The organism is Acetivibrio saccincola, from assembly GCF_002844395.1.
Taxonomy (GTDB): Bacteria; Bacillota; Clostridia; order Acetivibrionales; family Acetivibrionaceae; genus Herbivorax; species Herbivorax saccincola.
Genome location: NZ_CP025197.1, coordinates 1,154,401 through 1,175,823 on the forward strand (window position 1 = coordinate 1,154,401; position 21,423 = coordinate 1,175,823).

General features: G+C 34.5%; 19 protein-coding genes and 1 pseudogene. 10 read left to right on the plus strand and 10 right to left on the minus strand.

Annotated features, from left to right (window positions below; all coding sequences use genetic code 11):
* Positions 1-130: 130 nt before the first annotated feature.
* Together HVS_RS17085 and HVS_RS17090 are read right to left on the minus strand one after the other, a co-directional pair.
* Positions 131-337: a substrate-binding domain-containing protein gene (locus HVS_RS17085; protein WP_242971692.1), complete on the minus strand. Its 207-nt coding sequence runs from the start codon at positions 335-337 to the stop codon at positions 131-133.
* Between the two features lie 20 nt (positions 338-357).
* Complete coding sequence (locus HVS_RS17090; RefSeq protein WP_242971693.1) at positions 358-504, minus strand: LacI family DNA-binding transcriptional regulator; 147 nt, start codon at positions 502-504, stop codon at positions 358-360.
* 266 nt (positions 505-770) lie between these two features.
* On the opposite strand from HVS_RS17090, the gene HVS_RS05160 reads away from it, so the two are divergent.
* The 3 genes from HVS_RS05160 (at position 771) to HVS_RS05175 (ending at position 4,600) form a co-directional block, all read left to right on the plus strand.
* Complete coding sequence (locus HVS_RS05160) at positions 771-1,742, plus strand: type I phosphomannose isomerase catalytic subunit (protein ID WP_101299850.1); 972 nt, start codon at positions 771-773, stop codon at positions 1,740-1,742.
* Positions 1,743-1,890: 148 nt separating this feature from the next.
* Positions 1,891-3,099 (plus strand): NADP-dependent isocitrate dehydrogenase, encoded by a 1,209-nt coding sequence (locus HVS_RS05165; RefSeq protein ID WP_101299852.1) that lies wholly within the window; start codon positions 1,891-1,893, stop codon positions 3,097-3,099.
* A gap of 856 nt (positions 3,100-3,955) precedes the next feature.
* Positions 3,956-4,600 (plus strand): response regulator transcription factor, encoded by a 645-nt coding sequence (locus HVS_RS05175; RefSeq protein WP_101299856.1) that lies wholly within the window; start codon positions 3,956-3,958, stop codon positions 4,598-4,600.
* Between the two features lie 304 nt (positions 4,601-4,904).
* Here HVS_RS05175 and HVS_RS17740 read toward each other — a convergent pair.
* The 4 genes and pseudogenes from HVS_RS17740 to HVS_RS17510 all read right to left on the minus strand — a co-directional run.
* Positions 4,905-5,108 (minus strand): annotated as a pseudogene (locus HVS_RS17740) (transposase); the annotation flags it as partial.
* Positions 5,099-5,317, minus strand: a complete 219-nt coding sequence (locus tag HVS_RS17745) for a transposase (RefSeq protein WP_412779121.1) — start codon at positions 5,315-5,317, stop codon at positions 5,099-5,101. The gene HVS_RS17745 and the pseudogene HVS_RS17740, both read right to left, overlap by 10 nt.
* Positions 5,318-5,495: 178 nt before the next feature.
* A complete protein-coding gene (locus HVS_RS05185) occupies positions 5,496-6,098 on the minus strand; it encodes an SAM-dependent methyltransferase (protein ID WP_101299858.1) in 603 nt (200 codons plus the stop codon).
* A gap of 21 nt (positions 6,099-6,119) precedes the next feature.
* Entirely contained in the window at positions 6,120-6,251 is a 132-nt protein-coding gene (locus tag HVS_RS17510; protein WP_278278678.1) for a hypothetical protein, read from the minus strand.
* A 395-nt stretch (positions 6,252-6,646) separates the two neighbouring features.
* Between HVS_RS17510 and HVS_RS05190 the strand changes: the two genes are divergently transcribed.
* Both HVS_RS05190 and HVS_RS05195 read left to right on the plus strand, forming a co-directional pair.
* The gene (locus HVS_RS05190; RefSeq protein ID WP_101299860.1) at positions 6,647-6,859 is read left to right on the plus strand and encodes a hypothetical protein; all 213 of its coding nucleotides are present in this window, start codon (positions 6,647-6,649) and stop codon (positions 6,857-6,859) included.
* Between the two features lie 176 nt (positions 6,860-7,035).
* Positions 7,036-9,072, plus strand: coding sequence for a thioredoxin domain-containing protein (locus HVS_RS05195; RefSeq protein WP_101299865.1), 2,037 nt, complete (start codon positions 7,036-7,038; stop codon positions 9,070-9,072).
* Between the two features lie 87 nt (positions 9,073-9,159).
* Here HVS_RS05195 and HVS_RS05200 read toward each other — a convergent pair whose 3' ends face one another.
* The 4 genes from HVS_RS05200 to HVS_RS05215 form a co-directional block, all read right to left on the minus strand.
* Positions 9,160-10,872, minus strand: a complete 1,713-nt coding sequence (locus tag HVS_RS05200) for a Na/Pi cotransporter family protein (protein WP_101299867.1) — start codon at positions 10,870-10,872, stop codon at positions 9,160-9,162.
* A gap of 132 nt (positions 10,873-11,004) precedes the next feature.
* Positions 11,005-11,691: a DNA/RNA nuclease SfsA gene (gene sfsA / locus HVS_RS05205; RefSeq protein ID WP_101299869.1), complete on the minus strand. Its 687-nt coding sequence runs from the start codon at positions 11,689-11,691 to the stop codon at positions 11,005-11,007.
* 239 nt (positions 11,692-11,930) lie between these two features.
* Positions 11,931-12,539 carry a SafA/ExsA family spore coat assembly protein gene (safA, locus tag HVS_RS05210; protein ID WP_101299871.1) on the minus strand — a complete coding sequence of 203 codons (609 nt, stop codon included), beginning with the start codon at positions 12,537-12,539 and terminating at the stop codon, positions 11,931-11,933.
* A 144-nt stretch (positions 12,540-12,683) separates the two neighbouring features.
* On the minus strand, positions 12,684-13,142 hold the full coding sequence (locus HVS_RS05215; RefSeq protein WP_101299873.1) for a hypothetical protein: 459 nt from the start codon (positions 13,140-13,142) through the stop codon (positions 12,684-12,686).
* A gap of 328 nt (positions 13,143-13,470) precedes the next feature.
* Here HVS_RS05215 and HVS_RS05220 point away from each other — a divergent pair, with 328 nt between their 5' ends.
* The 5 genes from HVS_RS05220 (at position 13,471) to HVS_RS05240 (ending at position 21,397) form a co-directional block, all read left to right on the plus strand.
* Positions 13,471-15,450: a DNA gyrase/topoisomerase IV subunit B gene (locus HVS_RS05220; RefSeq protein ID WP_101299875.1), complete on the plus strand. Its 1,980-nt coding sequence runs from the start codon at positions 13,471-13,473 to the stop codon at positions 15,448-15,450.
* Between the two features lie 66 nt (positions 15,451-15,516).
* Positions 15,517-17,700, plus strand: a complete 2,184-nt coding sequence (locus HVS_RS05225) for a DNA gyrase/topoisomerase IV subunit A (protein WP_101299877.1) — start codon at positions 15,517-15,519, stop codon at positions 17,698-17,700.
* Positions 17,701-17,850: 150 nt separating this feature from the next.
* Positions 17,851-18,852 (plus strand): isocitrate/isopropylmalate dehydrogenase family protein, encoded by a 1,002-nt coding sequence (locus tag HVS_RS05230; protein ID WP_101299879.1) that lies wholly within the window; start codon positions 17,851-17,853, stop codon positions 18,850-18,852.
* A 17-nt stretch (positions 18,853-18,869) separates the two neighbouring features.
* A complete protein-coding gene (locus tag HVS_RS05235) occupies positions 18,870-20,042 on the plus strand; it encodes an alpha/beta fold hydrolase (RefSeq protein ID WP_101299881.1) in 1,173 nt (390 codons plus the stop codon).
* 167 nt (positions 20,043-20,209) lie between these two features.
* Positions 20,210-21,397, plus strand: coding sequence for an RtcB family protein (locus HVS_RS05240; protein WP_101304082.1), 1,188 nt, complete (start codon positions 20,210-20,212; stop codon positions 21,395-21,397).
* Positions 21,398-21,423 lie beyond the last annotated feature (26 nt).

Here is a 21,423-nt window from a genome sequence, read left to right on the forward strand (position 1 = left end):
AACAGATTGTCTTTCAACTAAATCAGCAGACATCAGTATTTTTTCCTTTATATAATTTTTTGAGTCAATTGTGAAATAAGTTTTCTAACCGCCATTTCTCCTAATAGTTCTTTGTGGATGTGCATGGTGGTTAGTTTTGGTGAAATGTTCTTTGACAATTCAATATCGTCAAAAACCCGATAATTGATATATCTTCCGGTATTTTTATGCCCATTGAAGAGAGACCTTTTATTATAGTAATAGCTTCAATGTCATTACAGCAAAAGAAGGCAGTTGGAAGCTTTAGTATTTCTTTTAATCTTTTAATTACCACATCATAGTCCTGAGTTTCTGCCATGGACATATCTATTATAGTGATCAATTACAATTTTCTTTGGAAGTTTTAATAACCGGCTTGCGGGTTTCTTCGCTAACCCCGGGTATATTCCTTAAAGCCAAAGATACTGCATTTTTATTTATTCCAAGTTTTTTGGCGATGGTTTCCATGGTAACTTTTTTGCTCATGCTTTCCTCCAAAAACAAAAAATAGTTTTATTTAGAAAAAATAGCTTTATTTAAGGTTATAAAGATTATTTTAAAGCTTTTAAATGTGATAAACAGTAAAACTTTTAAATTAAGATAAAGGTATGATAAATGATGCAAAGTAAAAGGTGTGCAGCCTTAAATTCATATTTGGGTCTTATATGTCAGTATATCTTTAACATATGAATATGTGATTACATATAAATATGTGATTACATTAAATATGTAATGAAAGGAGAGTGTCAGTAATGATGTATCCTTTTAAATTCAAACCTGTGTATAAGGACTATATCTGGGGCGGTGAAAATTTAAAAAAGTACAATAAAAGTTTTTCCGGAAGTGTTGCTGAAAGCTGGGAAGTTTCCTGCCACCCTGACGGGGAGAGTGTTATTGAAAACGGAAAATTTAGAGGATTAACATTAAGCAGGATAATTAAAGAGCGTCCGGAAGAAGTAATGGGTAATAGCATTCCGGAGAAATACATGGAAAAGTTCCCGCTGCTTATCAAACTCATTGATGCAAATGACAAATTATCTGTCCAGGTACATCCTGATGATGAATATGCAAAGTTTATGGGAAGTGATGACTACGGAAAAAATGAAATGTGGCACATCCTTGAGGCAAAGCCTGGTGCAAAGCTTGTGTACGGCCTAAAGGAAGGTGTGGACAGGGATATTTTTATAAAGAATGTTGAGAAAGGTACCGTTGAAGACTGCCTTGATTATATTGAGGTTTATCCCGGGGATACTATATATATCCCGGCAGGTGTGGTACATGCCATCGGGGAAGGGATAATACTTGCGGAAGTACAGCAGAATTCCAACCTCACATTCAGGGTGTATGACTATAACAGAACAGGCAAGGACGGAAAGCCTAGGGAACTTCATGTGGACAGGGCTATAGAGGTTATAGATTTTAAAAACAGTAAAAAGATTGGAAAAATAAAAGAAGAGTTTTTTTCTATAAATGACGGGGCTAAAAAGTCGGAGTTAATTAATAATGAATATTTTATAATTGAAAAATATTATGTGGAGGGGAAAATACCTGATAAGGCTGATGGTTCAAAATTTATAATATATGTTGTTTTAGACGGGGAATGTGAAATTAATTATAAAGGCGGCAGTGAAAAATTAATAAAAGGGAATTCTGTATTTATACCTGCTGCCATGGGTGATTTTGAAATATCAGGTGATTTTAAAGCCCTTAGGATACATGTTTAAAATATGAGTTTAAATGATATGTGTAAAATATATATGTGATGAATTCTGTGTTGTTCCTTGATTAATGTATAAATTTAATTTAAAATGGTAGGGGATTAAGACATGCTTTTTATAAGTATATATAAAAAATATACAGGGAGGCAAAACAATAATGAGCAAAATAAAAATGAACACTCCGTTGGTGGAAATAGACGGGGATGAAATGACGCGGATTATATGGAAAATGATAAAGGAGATTCTTTTAGAGCCTTATGTGGATTTAAAAACTGAATACTACGACTTGGCTCTTAAGGAAAGGGACAGGACTGATGATCAGATAACAGTTGATGCGGCTAATGCCATAAAGAAGTATGGTGTGGGCGTAAAATGTGCAACAATTACCCCTAATGCCCAGAGGGTTGAAGAATATAATTTAAAAAAAATGTGGAAAAGTCCCAATGGAACTATAAGGTCAATACTGGACGGGACTGTATTCCGTGCCCCCATAATTACAAAAACCATAAAACCTTTTGTTAAGACTTGGAAAAAACCCATTGTAATTGCAAGACATGCATATGGTGATATATATAAGGATGTAGAGATTAAAGTAGAAAAAGCAGGAAAGGCTGAACTTGTCTTTACATCTGAGGATGGGGAAGTTATTAGAAAAACAATTCATGAATTTGATGATTCAGGTGTTATTCTGGGTATGCACAATACAGATAAGTCCATCAGAAGTTTTGCCAGAGCTTGTTTCAATTATGCCCTTGACCAGAAAATAGATTTATGGTTTTCAACTAAAGATACAATTTCAAAAACTTATGACCATAGGTTTAAGGATATATTTGCTGAAATATATGAAACAGAATATAAGGAAAAATTTGAAGCTAACAATATTGAATATTTTTATACATTAATTGATGATGTTGTTGCACGTATTGTAAGATCTGAGGGCGGAATGCTGTGGGCATGTAAAAACTATGACGGTGACGTTATGTCAGACATGGTGGCATCTGCTTTTGGAAGCCTGGCTATGATGACTTCAGTTTTAGTTTCCCCTGATGGAAAGTATGAATACGAAGCAGCACATGGTACAGTTACAAGACACTACTACAGGCATTTAAAAGGTGAAGAAACATCTACAAATTCAATGGCTACCATATTTGCATGGACGGGGGCGCTTAGAAAACGTGGGGAACTTGACGGAATAGATGAACTTGCAGAGTTTGCAGACAAGCTTGAAAAAGCATCTATTGCCACAATAGAAAAAGGTATAATGACAAAAGACTTGGCACTTTTATCTGAAGCGGAGGAAAAGAGAGTAGTTAATACAGAGGAGTTTCTGATAGAAATTAAAAACACTTTAGAAAGCATGTAACTTTAAGAAACATGCAAAAAAGTATATTTAATGTATGTAAAAGCATATATTTTGCATACTAAAAAATGTATATTTTATGGCAGTTAAATTTAATAGCACCATAAATTAACGTGACTTTAGTCACGTTTTTTTGTGACTAAAGTAATATATTTGTGACTTTAGTCACATTTTTTTAGTGACCAAAGTCACGTTTTTCTCAAAAAAGTTGTGACCAAAGTCACGGAAAATAGTGACTAATGGCACTTACATAAGTGACTTTTTATATTGTATTATAAAAATGTCAGCAGGGGGTGTTACACAAGAAGAGAGAATACAGGGAGCCTGTGTGAGATTAATTTACAAGGGGAGTAATTTCGGGATAAGAAGAAATGAGCGGAAACTTTCTAAAAGAGGGAAGGTTATAAAGTGAAGGAAAACCACAGAAAGAGCTTGCAAGAAAGAAAAAAGTATTTGGCAAACACCTATAGTTTTGATGTCCTCCTTATTGATATATATAAAATACATAAAATGATATTTTCCCACACAGGCAGTGATGAGACTGGTATTCGTAGCTCCGGACAAGGGATTAAATTTAAGCAAGACAATGTAGCACCCCAGCTGTTTTCGGACTTATTAATACTTTTAATTACAAAAAAATAAAATATATAATAAACAACACAAACAAAAACACATAAAAGAAGAAACCCCGTATAAAAAAGAAATATGGGGCTTTTTTTTTTATGGATAATATTATATAAAATATGGTATTATAGAGTTGCAGGTATAAAAAGATTGACAATACTAAAACATGTTGACAAGAAGTAAAAAGAGTTATATACAATAAAAAGGAAATATAATAAAGGGGGGGTGTCAATATATGATAAGAGTCATTATTGCAGATGATCAAAAACTATTAAGCGAAAGCCTTAAAACCATAATTGAAAATGATCCGGATATAAGTGTTATAGATTGTGTTGAAAACGGGCAGCAGGCTTTTGAGAGATGCAAAGAACAAGATGTGGATTTAGTACTTATGGACATAAGGATGCCGGAATGTGACGGGATAACAGGTACTAAGCTTATTAAAGAGAATTGTCCTCATATAAAAGTTTTAATTTTGACTACATTTGAAGATGATAAAAGCATTTATGATGCATTAAAAAGCGGTGCGGACGGCTATATATTAAAAGATATTACACCGGAGGAACTTATCCAGGCTGTGAAAAATACCGTCAAAGGATTCGGGATATTTAGCAAAAACCCCTATAGTTCCCTTGTGAATAATATTAATGCGGAGACTAAAGAGGAGGTTACCGTTGTCAAGGATTTTGAGTTTAAAGAGAGGGATGTGGAGATAATGAAAATGGTTGCAAAAGGTATGACCAATAAAGACATAGCCCAAAGGGTTTGCCTTAGTGTAGGGAGAGTTAAAAATATTATATCTGAAATTTTGTCAAAGTTGGATTTAGCAGACCGCAATCAATTGGCAAGTTATGTACATAAGAACTTTCCGTCAACTTAGACAAAGTAATAAAAAGGGAGCAAAATAATAATGAAAATAATTGATTTATCGGGAGTGTAAATAATTTTGTGGGTTTAGATTTTATGTAAATCCTTCTCAGCAAGAAACATAAAATTTAAAAAAGTAAAAACATAAAAGCACAATGTTTATTTAATTGGCTTTTTGTCAATAATTCTATTGAGGCCCGGCTCTGCCGATACCCTGCAATGCTGGGAAGCAACAGGGAACCTGCAACCGGGCTGAAACCATACAAGTTTCAGGGAAGCGTATAAAATCCTATATAAGATTCTATATGTTTTTTGATAGTTGTATAGATAATCTTTCGGATTTCTTCTGGGAACTTATAGAATGGACTTAGTACATCCCAATTATTTTCCCAGCTCCGTATCGCAAAGGGATAGTTTTTTCCCCATTTTTCTTTTAATTCATAAAACTTCTCTAAGGCAACCTCTTCATTAATAGCTTTGTAGACATTTTTAAAATCATTACTAAAGGCTTTTATGTCTTTGCAGGATACATTACATCCTGTACACCCCTGTTTTTAAGATCATTCATTACACCAAGCCAGAATTTTGATGATTCATTTCTACAGTTGTCGGTATTTTTTGCACTACGTTCTTCCTTAGCATAACCAAGCTTTTCTTCTAATTCAGCTTCCATAAGCTCTTGTATAATGTCTTTAAAAATGTCTTTAAGATAGTTCGTGACATCAGTCACACTTTGGAAATTATTTTCCTTAACTATTGCTTTAACTGTTCTTTTGATAATGTTGACATAAAAAATTCCTCCTTAGCTTTTATTGTTTGTAATTTTTGCCAAGAAGGAATTTAATTATTCATTCATACACAAAATTCGTTACATTCTCATACCGGCTGAAACTATGTATATAAAGATATTACTTTTTGTTGGCTACAAGTCTGATGAAACCAACATATTCACCGGCATCTTTTTTTAGAATAGCAGTATCCTGCGGCCAAGGATTTTTCCCCACCTTATCCTGCGCTTCCTTCCATTTAATATATATCATACAGCCTTCCGGCATTGTGTCAGCAACTTTAATGTCAACAAGTCCTGTTCTTTCCCATAACTTTTTCCACCAGTCAACTGTATGCCAACTCCAGCAGTCTTGTCCCCAGAAGTCTTTTAAGTGTTCCGGAACACCATCCTCAAAATCTTTCATAAGTCCAGGCAATACAATACCCAATGTTCCACCAGGAGTTAAAAACTTCTGCAGATAATTTAAATATAAATCATCTGTACCAAAGTAGATATATGAGTCAACACTGATTATTGCATCAAAGAAGCCGTCAGCAAAAGGCATATTTCTTGCATCACCGTGTATGGGGTAAATTTTGTTATCAAGTCCTTGTTGTTTTATCCTATTCCAGTTATCTGTAGCATTTATCCATAAATCATACGCCCAAACCTGAACCCCAAATTCCTTTGCAAGAAAAACACTGCTTATAGCTCTTCCACAGCCTAAATCAAGGACTCTCATGTCAGCTTTTAAGTCGATTGTTTAACATAGCCATTCTGTAAGCCATAAAGTATTTGGTCCCATAGAGTTGTCTAATATCCAGTTGTGGTCATATTTATTGGAAAAAGGGAATCTCTCATTGTACAGAATGTTATTGCTTTTATTTATGTTCATTGGTTATTCCTCCATTATTATCATTATTAACAATAGAGGAATAAAACTCATTTACTTAAGTTTTGTTCCTCTATTAGTCACTGCCCTCTCTTTGTTTTGATAAAACAATCTTAATTTTTTATAAAATATATCTTTCAAATAAAACACTCCCTTCAAAGTTAGAGTTATTGATACCTCTAATTTTACCACATTCTTGTTTCATGTTCAATGAAATTCTTAAGAGTGAACTGCCTTTAATATTTCAAATACTGGCATTTTGGTTATTATAATTAAGTCGGCATAGAAGATTAAGTAGACATAGAAGTTAAATATTGTTAAAATTATATATGGTAGAAGGATTTATTGATACTAAAACTCTTATATCACAAATTTATACAAACATAGGGGGGTATATTATGGAACAGTATATTGCAGATGCAATTGAGAATATGGAAAATGAAGAACAAGCCTTTTATGACATAACAGATAAAGCTACTTATAAAAATTATAAAGTAGGATATGAGAATTTGACTGAAGGAGAAAACAAACTTTCCGGAGTTGGTATACTAATTGCAGAAGTAAATAATGGGGGTTTTGACCAGTATTTCATACATAAAAAACAATTCTGAAAAATTTTAATTGTTAAAAATAAGAGCATGTCAAGTATAACCCTTGACTATAAAGTTTTCACATTGAATATTAATATGTTTGAATTCAAATAATACTTTAGTGGTAAATAACAAAAAATAAAGGGCTATAAATTTATGAGTAAACACTTTACAAATGAAAGAAAGGTGATACCCACATGTCAACTAATAAACAAGCTAATAGACTAATCCATGAGAAATCCCCATACTTATTACAGCATGCTTACAATCCTGTAAACTGGTTTCCTTGGAGTGATGAAGCTTTTCAGAAAGCCAAGTTAGAAGATAAACCAATCTTCCTCTCCATCGGTTATTCCACCTGCCATTGGTGCCATGTGATGGAAAGGGAGTCCTTTGAAGATGAAGAAGTAGCCAGAATGCTTAATGAATACTTTGTCTCCATAAAAGTGGACAGGGAAGAAAGACCGGATATAGACACCATATACATGAGTGTGTGTCAGGCACTTACAGGACATGGGGGATGGCCTCTGACTGTTTTGATGACCCCTGACAAAAAACCGTTTTTTGCTGGAACCTATTTCCCTAAAACTGACAGGATAGGAATGAGCGGGTTATTAACCATATTGGAAAATGCACACAATGCATGGGTTAATAAAAGGGATTCTTTAGTTAAATCAAGTAATCAGATTTTAAAAGTGATAAGGGGTCAATATGATGATGAATATGAAGAGGATTTTGGTGAAACATTTGAAGATATAATTTATGAAGGTTATTCCCAGCTAAAGAATGATTTTGACAGTATTTACGGAGGTTTTGGAAGCAGTCCTAAATTTCCCACACCCCATAACCTTTTTTTCCTGCTAAGGTATTGGCATAAAACTAAGGATGAATATGCACTGGAAATGGTAGAGAAAACTTTAGATTCTATGTACAGAGGCGGGATATATGACCATATAGGTTATGGTTTTAGCAGGTATTCCACCGACAGCAAATGGCTGGTACCTCATTTTGAAAAAATGCTTTATGATAATGCCCTGCTTTCCATTGCATATTTAGAAACATATCAGGAGACAAAAAATAAGGAATATGCTGATGTGGCTCATGAGATATTTACCTATATATTGCGAGATATGACTTCTCCTGAAGGGGGTTTTTATTCAGCAGAGGATGCTGATTCTGAAGGGGTGGAAGGAAAATTTTATGTATGGTCACGGGAGGAAATTATAGATGTTTTAGGTAAAGAAGAGGGAGAAAAGTTTTGTAAATATTATGACATAACTGAAAAAGGAAATTTTGGTGGGCTAAATATTCCAAACCTTATTAAATATTCAATACCTGACGAGGGTAGGAAACTTATAAAAAACTGCCGCAAAAAACTTTTTGAATACCGTAAAAAAAGAGTTCATCCGTATAAAGATGATAAAATCCTTACTTCATGGAACGGGCTTATGATAGCGGCGCTGGCTATTGGGGGAAGGGTACTGGGCTGTGAAAAGTATACAGAAGCTTCAGAAAAGGCAGCGGATTTTATTTTTTCGAGACTTGTAAGAGAAGATGGAAGGCTTTTGGCAAGATACCGTGACGGTGAGACGGGGATTTTGGCATATGTTGATGACTACGCCTTTTTAATATGGGGGCTTATTGAGCTGTATGAAACAACATATAAGCCTGTTTATCTTAAAAGGGCAGTTAAATTAAATGATGATTTGTTAAAGCTCTTTTGGGACAATGAATCCGGAGGATTGTTTTTTTATGGAAGTGACGGGGAGCAGCTTATTACCCGGCCAAAAGAAATTTATGATGGTGCAATGCCTTCAGGAAATTCAGTGTCAGCCCTGAACTTTTTAAGACTTGCCCGTTATACAGGGCAGCATGAGTTAGAAGAAAAAGCTCATAATATTTTTAATTTATTTAAAAGCAATTTAACAAGATATGCAAGAGGACATACCTTCCTGCTAACAGCATTGATGTTTTCCCAGGCAAAATCCAAGGAAGTGATATTGGTAGGCGAAGATACAAAAAAGATGATAGATGTTATAAGGGAAGAATTCAGACCTTTTACCACATCAATGTATTATTCTGATAAATGCAAGGATTTAGAGGAGTTAGTACCTTTTATTACAAATTACAAACCTGTTGAAGGCAAGGCTACTGCTTATATATGTGAGAATTTTTCCTGTCAGGTTCCCATTACAGATTTTACGGATTTTAAAGAGGCATTGTCAAGAATGTAAAAAATCCAATAAAAAAGATTTAAGGAAGGGGTTGTCCTTCCTTAAATCTTTTATTAAATCCTTTTTTACTTAAGGTATATTGCATCTTTAAGGTATATCGGTAGCCGGAGATGAATCGGTGCCGGGTGAGGCAGAGTTGTTTTCTAAGTCTTCTAAAACTGCTTCTGCTATATTGTTACAGTGGTCAGCAATTCTTTCTATATTGTGGATTAACTCAATAAACATAATTGTGGAAGCCGGATTACAAAGTCCTGAGTCAAGCCTTTTTATATGTCTGTCACGAAGGTCGGTTTCAAGTTTGTCAATTTCAGATTCTTCCGCCAACACCTTTTTTGCCAGGGAAATATTGCCCTCGCTAAGGGATTGTATTGAGTGGTCAACCATATCATTTAATTTATTAAAGGCATTAGATAAATCACTGATGGCTTCCTTAGAGAAAGGTAAATCCCTATCTATTTTTTCCATTGCAAGTTCGGCTACGTTTTTACAGTGGTCCCCCATACGCTCAATATCATTTGTTATATGCATGAGACCTGCAAGTCTTACCGATTGACGGTCTGTAAGGGCAGATTGTGAAAGCATTGTAGAAAGGTATTTAATTATCTCAGTTTGAAGCATATCAACAATATCTTCTATTTCATGAACTTTTTTGGCAGCGTCTGTATCAGAGTTTATAATAGCTTTTTTTGCATTTGCCATCATTTTCCGAGCTAATTCTGCCATCCTGGTAAGTTCTTTTGTTGCAAGATCCATTGCTACAGCCACATTATTTAAAATTTTGTAGTCAAGGTATAGTACCCTGTTTTCTTCGGTATCTTCTTCACCTCTTACAATAAAGGTAACTATTTTTGCAAGTAAAGCCACAAAAGGTAACCAGAGGATAGTGTTTATAACATTAAAAGAAGTGTGTGCATTTGCTATTTGCCTTCCCACTACTTCTATTTCCTGACCCTTTGGAGAAATGAAAGCGACGAATTTTGCAAAGTAAGGCAGAAAAAGCATAAATAAAATTGAACCGGCGACGTTAAATATTGTATGTGCCATTGCAGCTCTTTTAGCATTTATACGTGCTCCTATAGATGCTAAAATGGCTGTTATTGTGGTACCGATGTTACATCCGAAAAGAATTGGCAAAGCGCCTTGAAGGCTTATCAGTGCTTGTCCGTCTGCCCCTACTTCACGGGCTAAATTTAACAAAACTGCAGTGGTTGCACTGCTGCTTTGAAGTATCAGGGTTACTAAAGCTCCTACGATAAGTCCTAAGATTGGGTTATTGGAAACGCAGTAGATAATATCCGTAAAAACTTCACTTTGAGCAAGAGGTTTCATTGCATTACTCATTACATTAAGACCTACAAATAAAAGACCAAAGGAAAAGGTGGTTTGTCCAATATATTTAATTATTTTCTTATTAAAGAAGAAAAATAGTATAAAACCTATAGCGGTTATTAAGTAAGCATAATCACCAAGATTAAAAGCGACAATCTGAGCGGTAACGGTAGTTCCTATGTTGGCACCCATAATAACGCCTATAGCTTGAGGAAGAGTCATCAGTTTTGCACTTACAAAACCAACAACCATGACTGTGGTTGCAGAACTACTTTGAATAATCATTGTTACCAGTGTACCAACCAATATACCCATAAGAGGGTTGCTGGTTAAAACCTCCAGTATACGCCTCATCTTTTCACCGGCAGCTTTTTGAAGTCCGTCGCCCATAAGATTCATACTGTATATGAATATGGCCAGTCCTCCAAAAAGACTAAATAACATCGTTGAAATTTCCAAATTATCCGACATTAAAGATACCTCCTTAAAAAACAAAAAACTCCCCCATATTAAAACCTATTAAATTTTAACACGGAGTAAATATAAACACAAGGCAAATATTGCATAAAAAAACCATATAAATTACTTAAAATTTTATATAAATTATATAGTAGAAGCCACAGGTTCTCCAATTTCAAGCCCGTCCTCCCTGACTATTGAATCATAAACAAGTATTTCAACACCCTTACTTTTAGCTTTTTTCAGGGCAGCATCAAATTCAGGATCCATTTCTTTATTTGGGGTAAAGCATTTCACCCCCTTTAGCTGCACTAAAAAAAGTATATAACCTTTGTATTTGTTATTCACCACATCTATCATTTCAAGAATGTGCCTGGTCCCACGTACCGTAGGGGCATCAGGAAACATGGCTGTCCCGTCTTTTTCTAAAGTAACCCCTTTTACCTCTATAAAGCCTTTCTCCGACTTATTTTCAAAATACAAGTCAAACCTGGATTTACCAAAAGTCACTTCCTTTTTTAGCGTTAAAACATCTTTAAAATCTTTAATTTTGTTTTGTAGTATAGCTTCGTACACCACATGATTAGGTGCTTGTGAATCAATATTAATTAAAGTATCTCCTTTATAAGCTGCAACTAATGAATATCTGGTTTTTCTATTTAAATTAGAAGATTCTTCCAAAAATACTGTAGTACCTTTTACCAGTATTTCTTTACACCTACCTGTATTTTTAACATGAACGGTTTCAGTTATACCATCTATAAGGACATTTGCAACAAATCTGTTGGGTCGGTTTATAAAAATCCCCTTTTTTATAGAATTATAATGCATTTTGCCTCTCCCATTTTACTTTATACATTTTATGTAATTACCATATAAAAATATTTACAATAAAACCATTATATCAGATTGAAAATTTTTAGCTATACATTTTACAATGATTATTTTGCAATATTTATCTAAAAACAAAAGCAAAAAACCACATATTATAACAATAATGCGATTTATATGTGGTTTTTTACTTTTGATATCTGTTTGTATTTAATTAAAACAAAAGAAATTAAAGGTATTTAACGCTTGATAAACATTTGTGTCCAGTAGCATACACCCCTGGATGATTTGGCCAAACCTACTCCGATTTCATTATACGACGGGTTTAATATATTAGCCCTGTGTCCCGGTGATCCCATCCATGCTCTCATTACTTCTGAGGGTGTCCTTAGCCCCATTGCAATGTTTTCCCCGGCAGCTGAAAAAGAAATACCAAAAGATTCAAGCATTCTAAAGGGTGAGCCATAAGTCGGGGATGTATGGGAAAAGTAATTTCTGTCAATCATGTCCTGGGATTTATACCTTGCTACCCTTGAAACCTGCCAATTAGCTTTTAAAGCCGGAAGCCCTTTTTTGGCTCTTTCAGAGTTTACAAGCCTGATTACTTCGTTTTCAAGGGCTTTAATTTCATCAATATTAGGTACTGTTATTTTTTGTCCCGGATAAATAAGGTTAGGGTCTTTAATCTGTGGATTTGCTGAAATTATTTCACTTAGTCCAATTTGGTATTTTACAGCAATTTTCCAAAGAGTGTCACCGGGAACAACAGTGTGCTGCAAAGACTGGGCAAAAGTATTTGTACTTAATATTAAAACAAATAATAGTGTTAGAATAATTCTTTTTTTCATATAAAAATATCACCTCATGTAATATTTTTATATATAAGATTAATTTTTATGTAGTAAAAATAATGTAAATACTTGCCCAACTGACTTTGCAGATGATAGGAACTGACATTTTAAAAATGTAATGAATGGAAAAACTTTAGAGGGTTATTCAAATTCAATGAGGTGGTCAATATCTTTTCTTAAAACTTGTGTCAGTTTCATAATGGTTTGAAATATTACTTTACAATCAGAATTCCAATAAGTGTCTTTACACTTTTCTTTAACAATTGCTGCAAAAAATTGAATTACGTTTAGGGTTTCTGATAGTAAAAACAAAGCTTCATGTTTAGTAAAAAATTCAGAACCATAGTCCTCATGATTGGATATCTGGACATGATCCTGGTTTTCAATTAAATCTGCCAAAAGCTTTTTAATGCTGTAAACATTTTTACGTGAGGAAGCAGAAAGATACGGCTTTGCATGCTTGTAGCTTTTTTGTAATTCAGGAAGTAGATGGTGATAAATATAGTTTCCTAAATCCTTTACATCCAGCATTTCAATTTGATAAACTGAGTCTATTCTTGAAACATTCCAGTCAAGCCTTGAATTACATATGTCCTGCATCAATACCACTCCTTTAATTTGTTAGCATTTTTTATTAGATAATTTTACAGGATTTGGCTTATACAAACCTGGATAACACTTACCGGAACGCGGCTTTAAAAACTGAAAGGTAATAAGGCAAGGATTTTTAGAGTCTAAGGTACATTATATTACAAAAATATATATTTTGCAATAAGATTTTTCAATTTTTTTTAAAGTCTTGTATACCTATCCGGGGAAAGACTATGATACCAGCATCTTGACATAGGTAGCAGGTTTATTATAAGCTAGATTTCAGGGAACTTTATTGTACGGGTGGTTAAAAATATATTGGGGTGGCTGAAAAATTATGAAAAAACAAGATAAAAGAAAAAAATATGGCAACAGCAGTATTACCTCTTTAAAAGGGGCTGACAGGGTAAGGTTAAGACCTGCTGTTATTTTTGGTTCAGATGGTATTGAGGGATGTCAGCACTCTGTATTTGAGATTCTTTCAAACTCCATAGACGAGGCAAGGGAAGGATACGGGAACACTATAGAAGTTATAAGGCATAAGGATTATTCAATTACCGTGAAAGATAACGGAAGGGGAATACCCTTAGACTACAATGAGCAGGAAAAGAGATATAATTGGGAATTGGTTTTTTGTGAGTTGTATGCAGGAGGAAAGTACAAGAATAATACCGGCGGAAACTATGAGTTCAGTCTTGGCTTAAATGGTCTTGGATGCTGTGCGACCCAATACAGTTCAGAATATATGGATGTGACGGTTTTCAGGGACGGGCAAAAATTCACCCTGCACTTTGAAAAAGGTGAAAACGTTGGAGGATTAAAAAAAGAAGAATTTGACTATGAGAGGACAGGTACAATAATTAAATGGAAGCCTGATTTAGAGGTTTTTACAGATATAAAAATACCCCTTGAGTACTATACAGGCACTTTAAAAAAGCAGGCGGTTGTAAATGCAGGGCTGAAATTTATTTTACACGATGAAGAATCAGGTGAGACTTTTGAATATTGTTATGAAAACGGCATAGTTGATTATATAAAAGAAGTTTCAGAAGGCAAAGAGTTTACAGAGGTTCAATTTTTTGAAAAAACAACAAAGGGAAGGGACAGGGAGGACAAGCCTGAGTATAAAGTAAAAATGGAGATAGCTTTTTGTTTTAACAATGAAGTAAATATGCTGGAATACTATCATAACTCCAGCTTTTTAGAGTACGGGGGTTCTCCGGACAGGGCTGTTAAAAATGCTTTTGTATATGAAATTGATAAATATATTAAGTCTTTAGGAAAATACAATAAGGATGAGTCTAAAATCACTTTTCAGGATATACAGGACAGCTTGATACTGGTAACAAACTCCTTTTCCACTGAAACAAGTTATGAGAACCAAACAAAAAAATCCATAACAAACAAATTTATTCAGGATGCTATGACGGAGTTTTTAAAAGAACAGTTGGAAGTTTACTTTATTGAAAACAAAGCAGAAGCTGATAAAATAGCCGAGCAGGTTCTTGTAAACAAGAGGAGCAGGGAGAAGGCTGAAAGGACAAGAATAAATATAAAAAAGAAGCTTAGCGGGAATATTGACATATCTAACAGGGTGAAAAAATTTGTAGACTGCAGGACAAAGGATGTGGAAAAAAGAGAGCTTTATATTGTGGAGGGGGATTCTGCCCTGGGCGCATGTAAGCTTGGAAGGGATGCGGAATTTCAGGCTATAATTCCTGTCAGGGGTAAAATCCTCAATTGCCTAAAAGCTGAATATGACAGTATTTTCAAAAATGAAATAATTGTAGACCTTTTAAAGGTTTTAGGCTGCGGGGTGGAAATTAAAACCAAGAGCAATAAAGAGTTTAACACCTTTGATATTAACAATCTAAGATGGAGCAAGATAATAATATGTACAGATGCAGATGTTGACGGGTTCCAGATAAGGACTTTGATACTGGCTATGATTTACAGGCTGGTTCCTACATTAATTTATGCCGGGAAGGTATTTATTGCCGAATCCCCGCTATTTGAAATAACTTCTAAAGACAAAACTTATTTTGCTTATTCTGATAAAGAAAAAAATGAGATAGTAGCAAAATTAAAAGGCAAGTGTACCATTCAGCGTTCAAAGGGACTTGGGGAGAATGAACCTGAAATGATGTGGCACACAACTATGAATCCGGAGACAAGAAGACTTATTAAAGTTGTGCCGGATGATATTGAGAAAACTGAAAGATATTTTGATATACTATTAGGGGATGATTTGCAGGGCAGAAAAACATATATAGAGGAGAATGGGTACAAGTATTTAGATATGGTGGATGTAAGTTAATTTTAGTAAGTTAAATATAAGTAAGTTGATTTTAATCAGGGAATGTTTTATAGAAAGGTGAAAAAAATGTCTTCAAATAGTGTAATTGAGCAAAAAATAGTGGATACACTTGAAAGCAATTATATGCCCTATGCCATGAGTGTTATACTTTCAAGGGCAATTCCTGAAATAGACGGTCTTAAACCCTCCCATAGAAAACTTCTTTATACCATGTATAAAATGGGACTTTTGACGGGAGGAAGGACGAAGTCTGCAAATGTGGTAGGTCAGACGATGAAACTTAATCCCCATGGGGATATGGCAATTTATGAAACTTTAGTAAGGCTAACAAGGGGCAATGATGCACTTTTGCACCCGTATGTGGATTCTAAAGGTAATTTTGGAAAATACTACTCACGGGATATGAAATTTGCAGCACCCAGATATACAGAGGTTAAGCTGGATAAAATATGCGAAGAATTGTTTAAAGACCTTGATAAAAACACCGTTGATTTTGTTGACAATTATGATGGTACAATGAAAGAACCTGTGCTTCTCCCAACTACCTATCCCAATATTTTAGTTAATTCAAACCAGGGGATAGCAGTGGGAATGGCAAGTAATATATGCAGTTTTAATTTAATAGAGGTTTGTGATGCTGCTATAGCATATTTAGAAGATGAAGATGCAGATATTTCAGAACATCTCAAAGCGCCGGACTTTCCTTCAGGAGGGCAGATTATATACAATAAAAAGAATATTGAGAGAATATATAATACCGGAAGGGGAAGTTTTAAACTCAGGGCTAAGTACAGATTTGATAAAGAAAATAACTGTATTGAGATTTTTGAAATTCCCTACACTACAACTACAGAAGCTATAATGGATGGGATTATTACCCTTATAAAAGACAATAAAATAAAGGAAATAGTGGATGTAAGGGATGAGACAGACTTAAAGGGTCTTAAAATAACCCTTGATCTTAAAAAGAATACAGAACCAGATATTTTAATGGAAAAGCTATTTAGATTTACCACGTTAGAAGACAGTTTTAACTGTAATTTTAACATTTTAATTAATGGACGGCCTAAAGTATTAGGAATAAAAGGCATTTTAAAAGAGTGGGTATTATTTAGGATTGAATGTATAAAAAGACAGATTACTTATGATATTGGGAAAAAGTCTGATAAGCTGCATTTATTGCTGGGATTAAAAAAGATTCTTTTAGATATAGACAAAGCAATTAAAATAATCAGAAACACAGAAGAAGATGCCCTTGTGATACCCAACTTAATGGAAGGCTTTGGAATAGACAGACAGCAGGCGGAATTTGTTGCTGAAATAAAACTTAGAAATCTTAATAAGGAGTATATTTTAAACCGAGTTAGTGAAATTGAAAGCCTCAAAAGCAGTATAGAGGAGCTTAAAGATACTTTAGGTAGTGAGAAAAAGATAAAAAAAGTAATAATAAAGCAACTTAAGGATGTGGCAAAAAAATACGGAAAACCTAGAAAAACTGAAATAATTCATGAAGAACATATTGAAGAGATAACTCATGAGAACTTAATAGAGGACTATAATTTAAAACTGTTTTTAACAAAGGAAAATTATTTAAAGAAAATACCCCTAACTTCTTTAAGGGGAAATCCGGAGCAAAAGCTCAAAGAAGACGATGAAATAATTCAAGAAGTTGAAGGGCGAAATAAATCAGATTTACTTCTGTTTTCAAACAAGCACACTGTGTATAAATTAAAACTATTTGAAGTTGAAGACTGTAAAGCCAGCAGTTTGGGAATATATTTGGCAAATCTTTTGGAGCTGGAAGAAGGGGAAGAAATTATATATATTACTGCGACGGATGAGTACAAAGGATATATGATATTTGGTTTTGAAAACGGGAAAGTGGCAAAGATAGATTTGAAAAGTTATGAGACAAAAACAAACAGGAAGAAGCTTGCCAATGCCTACAGTGATACATCAAAGCTTATTTATATATCCCATATTTTAGAAGATGTTGAGCTGGTTGCATTTAGCAGCCTTAATAAAGTTCTGGTTTTTGATACTTCAAAAATAAATCCTAAAACCACCAGGAATTCTCAGGGAGTGCAGGTATTAAAGTCAAAGAACGGAAGTACAATGACCGGCATAAAGGCTTTAGAAGATACAGGTATAAAGGATTTTGATTATTACAGGACAAAAAATATACCGGCTGTGGGATATTATTTAAAAGAAGAAGATGAAGAAGATATACAGCTTAGAATTTTAGATTAATTTATAATTTAGGTTAATTTATAATGCATTAAAATAAATAATTGTACTGTAAATGAATAAACCCTAAAGTTTACAGCAAAAATGTATGATATATAAATATAATGCAAAGAGTGTCAGGATAAAATAATAGAAGTATAGAAGGAGGATAAAATGTATAAAATAACCTTAATACCAGGGGATGGTATAGGACCGGAAGTTGCATTTGCAGCAAAGAAAATAATTGATTCTGCAGGTGTAAAAATTCATTGGGATATTCAAAATGCCGGAATTGATGTAATGGAGGAGTTTGGAACGCCTCTTCCGGGGCATGTTATTGATTCTATAAAAAAGAATAAAGTTGCTTTGAAAGGTCCCATAACAACCCCTGTAGGGGAAGGGTTCAGGAGTGTTAATGTTACTCTTAGAAAAGAGCTTGATCTTTATACAAATTTAAGACCGGTGAAGACTTACAAGGGGATACCCACCAGATATGACGATATTGACCTTGTCATAGTCAGGGAAAACACTGAAGATTTGTATGTGGGAATTGAACATATGGTGGGGGATGACGCAGCGGAGAGCATAAAAATATTTACACGCAAAGGCTGTGAAAGAATAGTAAGGTATGCATTTGAATATGCAAGAAGGGAAGGAAGAGAAAAAGTAACAGCAGTTCACAAGGCTAATATTATGAAATATACCGATGGTATGTTTCTTGCCATTGCAAAGGATATAGCTAAAGAGTATCCGGATATAGAATTTGAAGAGATGATTGTTGACGCAATGTGCATGAGGCTTGTACAAGTGCCTGAAACATACGATGTTTTGGTTCTTCCTAACCTTTACGGGGATATAGTGTCTGATTTGTGTGCAGGGCTTGTCGGCGGTATGGGCTTTGCACCGGGAGCCAATATAGGAAGTGAATATGCTGTTTTTGAAGCAGTTCATGGCAGTGCACCGGATATAGCAGGGAAAAATATTGCAAATCCTACAGCATTGATTTTATCCGGAGTACATATGTTAAGACATATAGGTGAAGTGGAAGCTTCAAACAAAATAGAAAGAGCTTTGTCCCGCGTATTAGAAGAAGGAAAAGTACTCACTAAAGACATAGGTGGGAATGCGTCTACAACTGAGTTTACAGACTATATTATTTCTAAAATGTCTGCCTGAAGAATTGGAGGATATAAGTGGTAGTTTTTGTTCCAGGTTTTCTTGGTACAGAAATTTATGAAAAAGGGATTATAGATATAAAATTATGGCCTGTAATTGATCCCTTGCTGCACAGGAGGATGGCTCTCAACGCTAATGGAGAGCCTGATACTGATTTTCATGGAAATTATACCACATATCCCGGAGAGGTATTTGAAACTTATTGGCCTTTTCTTGGAGGGCACAATCAGACTAAAATATTTTTAGATAAATTGAGAGACGCAGGAATTAATGTGGTTAAGGTTCCTTATGACTGGAGACTGGATTTTTCCCATAAAAATACAATGAAGGCAGTTGAGGATGGAATTGATTCTGCCCTGGCATATAGCAAAGGGAAGCCTGTTACAATAATTGCACATAGTGCAGGAGGGCTTGTGGCAAGATACTATCTATTGAAAAATCCGGATGCACCGGTGGCAAATTTTATTAATATTGGTACACCTAATCTTGGAACTCCAAGGGCAATGAAAAGTTTAGTAATGGGGGATAATTTAGGTGTTCCCATACTGGTAAACGGGATTTGCAAAAAGATGGTGCGGAATATGCTTTCAGTGTACCAGCTTTTACCCGGAGAGACATTTGTAAATGTATATAATGAAATTTATAAAGATTTCAATTATACTACTTTTTATTATGATGAATATAATAGCATTACAGATTACAATGCTACAAAAAAATATATAGAAGACAACTACAATGCTGATTTGTTCAGGCAGGGAATGCTTTTTAGGAGTGAAATTGAAAATAATAAGTTAAATGCTTCTATTAATGAATATAGATTTGTAGGATACAGGCGTTCAAATATTATGCAAATCATCAGAGAAAAAAGGGAAAAGGATGAAAAAGGCAGTATAGTTCCTTTTAAAATAAAAGAAGAGGATAAATACAAAATGCTTTTTGGTATCGGAGACGGGGTGGTACCCATTAAAAGTGCCGATATGAATGATGATAATGCCAAAGTTTATTATTTTGACTTATCACATATGGGACTTTTATCTAACAGTGTGGTAAGAAGGCTTGAAGGCAGAGCGGTAAGAAAAAGGAATTATACTAAAATCCATGATTTAATTATTGATATTGTAAAAGGCAGGGAAGTTGAAAGTCCTGAAAAATTTCTCCCCTTTAATGTTAATATATCACAGCTGAATTAATTACAGTTTAAATATCTGCAATCTACCATTAGATTAAGAAACCGGGCTTATTAAGAAACCGGGCTGTAGATTAAAAATCAGAATGTAAATTTGACATATTGTAATGCAAAGTATCTGCATATGTGGTAGAATGATGACCGATGGGGTTTTTAGAAAGTGGTGAGGTTATGATAGAAATCAGGGGTAAATACAATACAGCAAAAGTTTTTACTAACAATTTAGAAGAGGAGGCTTATGCACAGATATTAGAACTGTGCAACCAGGAGTTTGTCAAAGACAGTGTCATAAGGATTATGCCGGATGCCCATGCAGGTGCAGGCTGTACCATTGGGACAACAATGACTATACAGGATAAGGTGGTTCCCAATTTGGTGGGTGTTGATATAGGATGCGGCATGGAGACTATAAAGCTTAAGGAAAGGGAAATAGATTTAGAAAAGCTGGATAAGGTTATTCATGAATTTATACCGGCAGGGTTTGATGTTAGAAAAAAGCAGCATAGTTATGTCAAAAAAATTGATTTAGAAAAGTTAGTGTGCAAAAACCATGTAAATATAGAAAGGGCAAAATTAAGCATAGGGACATTGGGCGGGGGCAATCACTTTATTGAGGTGAACAAGGATAAAGACGGATGCCTCTATCTGGTGGTGCATTCAGGAAGCAGGCACTTAGGAAAGCAGGTTGCAGAATACTATCAAAACCTGGGATATAAAGAAATGGTAAAAAACAGGGAGCATATTGCAAGGATAGTGGCAGAGTTGAAATCCCAGGGACGTGAAAATGAAATTCAAGTGGAAATAGAGAAAATAAAGACTGAGAAAATAAACAAATCCCTTGCATACGTGGAAGGGAAGAGTTTTGATGACTACATTAATGATATGAAACTGGTACAGTATTTTGCAGTTATCAACAGGAAGGCCATAGTGGATGAAATTATAAGTAAAATGAATTTTGAAATTGTTGAACAGTTTACCACAATACACAATTATATAGATATTGAAAATATGATTCTAAGAAAGGGAGCTATTTCAGCGCAAAAAGGGGAGCGGGTGCTTATTCCAATTAATATGAGGGACGGAAGCCTGATTTGCGTTGGAAAGGGTAATAAAGACTGGAATTATTCTGCCCCCCACGGTGCGGGCAGGATTATGAGCAGAAGAAAGGCAAAGGAAACCATTACACTGGAGGAGTTTAAAAAAACCATGGAAGGCATTTATTCAACAACGGTAAACAAATCCACTTTGGATGAGTGTGCCCTGGCGTATAAGCCTATGGAAGAAATAATAGAAAACATACAAGACACCGTTGAAATTATTGATATAATAAAACCCATATATAATTTTAAATCTGCTTAAAACCCTGTAAAACCGCATAATAGGGT

Coding starts and splice junctions, on each gene's coding strand:
- HVS_RS17085 (WP_242971692.1), bottom strand. CDS start 337: ATGGCAGAAACTCAGGACTATGATGTGGTAATTAAAAGATTAAAAGAA.
- HVS_RS17090 (WP_242971693.1), bottom strand. CDS start 504: ATGAGCAAAAAAGTTACCATGGAAACCATCGCCAAAAAACTTGGAATA.
- HVS_RS05160 (WP_101299850.1), top strand. CDS start 771: ATGATGTATCCTTTTAAATTCAAACCTGTGTATAAGGACTATATCTGG.
- HVS_RS05175 (WP_101299856.1), top strand. CDS start 3,956: ATGATAAGAGTCATTATTGCAGATGATCAAAAACTATTAAGCGAAAGC.
- HVS_RS05185 (WP_101299858.1), bottom strand. CDS start 6,098: ATGAGAGTCCTTGATTTAGGCTGTGGAAGAGCTATAAGCAGTGTTTTT.
- HVS_RS17510 (WP_278278678.1), bottom strand. CDS start 6,251: ATGAACATAAATAAAAGCAATAACATTCTGTACAATGAGAGATTCCCT.
- HVS_RS05190 (WP_101299860.1), top strand. CDS start 6,647: ATGGAACAGTATATTGCAGATGCAATTGAGAATATGGAAAATGAAGAA.
- HVS_RS05195 (WP_101299865.1), top strand. CDS start 7,036: ATGTCAACTAATAAACAAGCTAATAGACTAATCCATGAGAAATCCCCA.
- HVS_RS05200 (WP_101299867.1), bottom strand. CDS start 10,872: ATGTCGGATAATTTGGAAATTTCAACGATGTTATTTAGTCTTTTTGGA.
- sfsA (WP_101299869.1), bottom strand. CDS start 11,691: ATGCATTATAATTCTATAAAAAAGGGGATTTTTATAAACCGACCCAAC.
- safA (WP_101299871.1), bottom strand. CDS start 12,539: ATGAAAAAAAGAATTATTCTAACACTATTATTTGTTTTAATATTAAGT.
- HVS_RS05215 (WP_101299873.1), bottom strand. CDS start 13,142: ATGCAGGACATATGTAATTCAAGGCTTGACTGGAATGTTTCAAGAATA.
- HVS_RS05220 (WP_101299875.1), top strand. CDS start 13,471: ATGAAAAAACAAGATAAAAGAAAAAAATATGGCAACAGCAGTATTACC.
- HVS_RS05225 (WP_101299877.1), top strand. CDS start 15,517: ATGTCTTCAAATAGTGTAATTGAGCAAAAAATAGTGGATACACTTGAA.
- HVS_RS05230 (WP_101299879.1), top strand. CDS start 17,851: ATGTATAAAATAACCTTAATACCAGGGGATGGTATAGGACCGGAAGTT.
- HVS_RS05240 (WP_101304082.1), top strand. CDS start 20,210: ATGATAGAAATCAGGGGTAAATACAATACAGCAAAAGTTTTTACTAAC.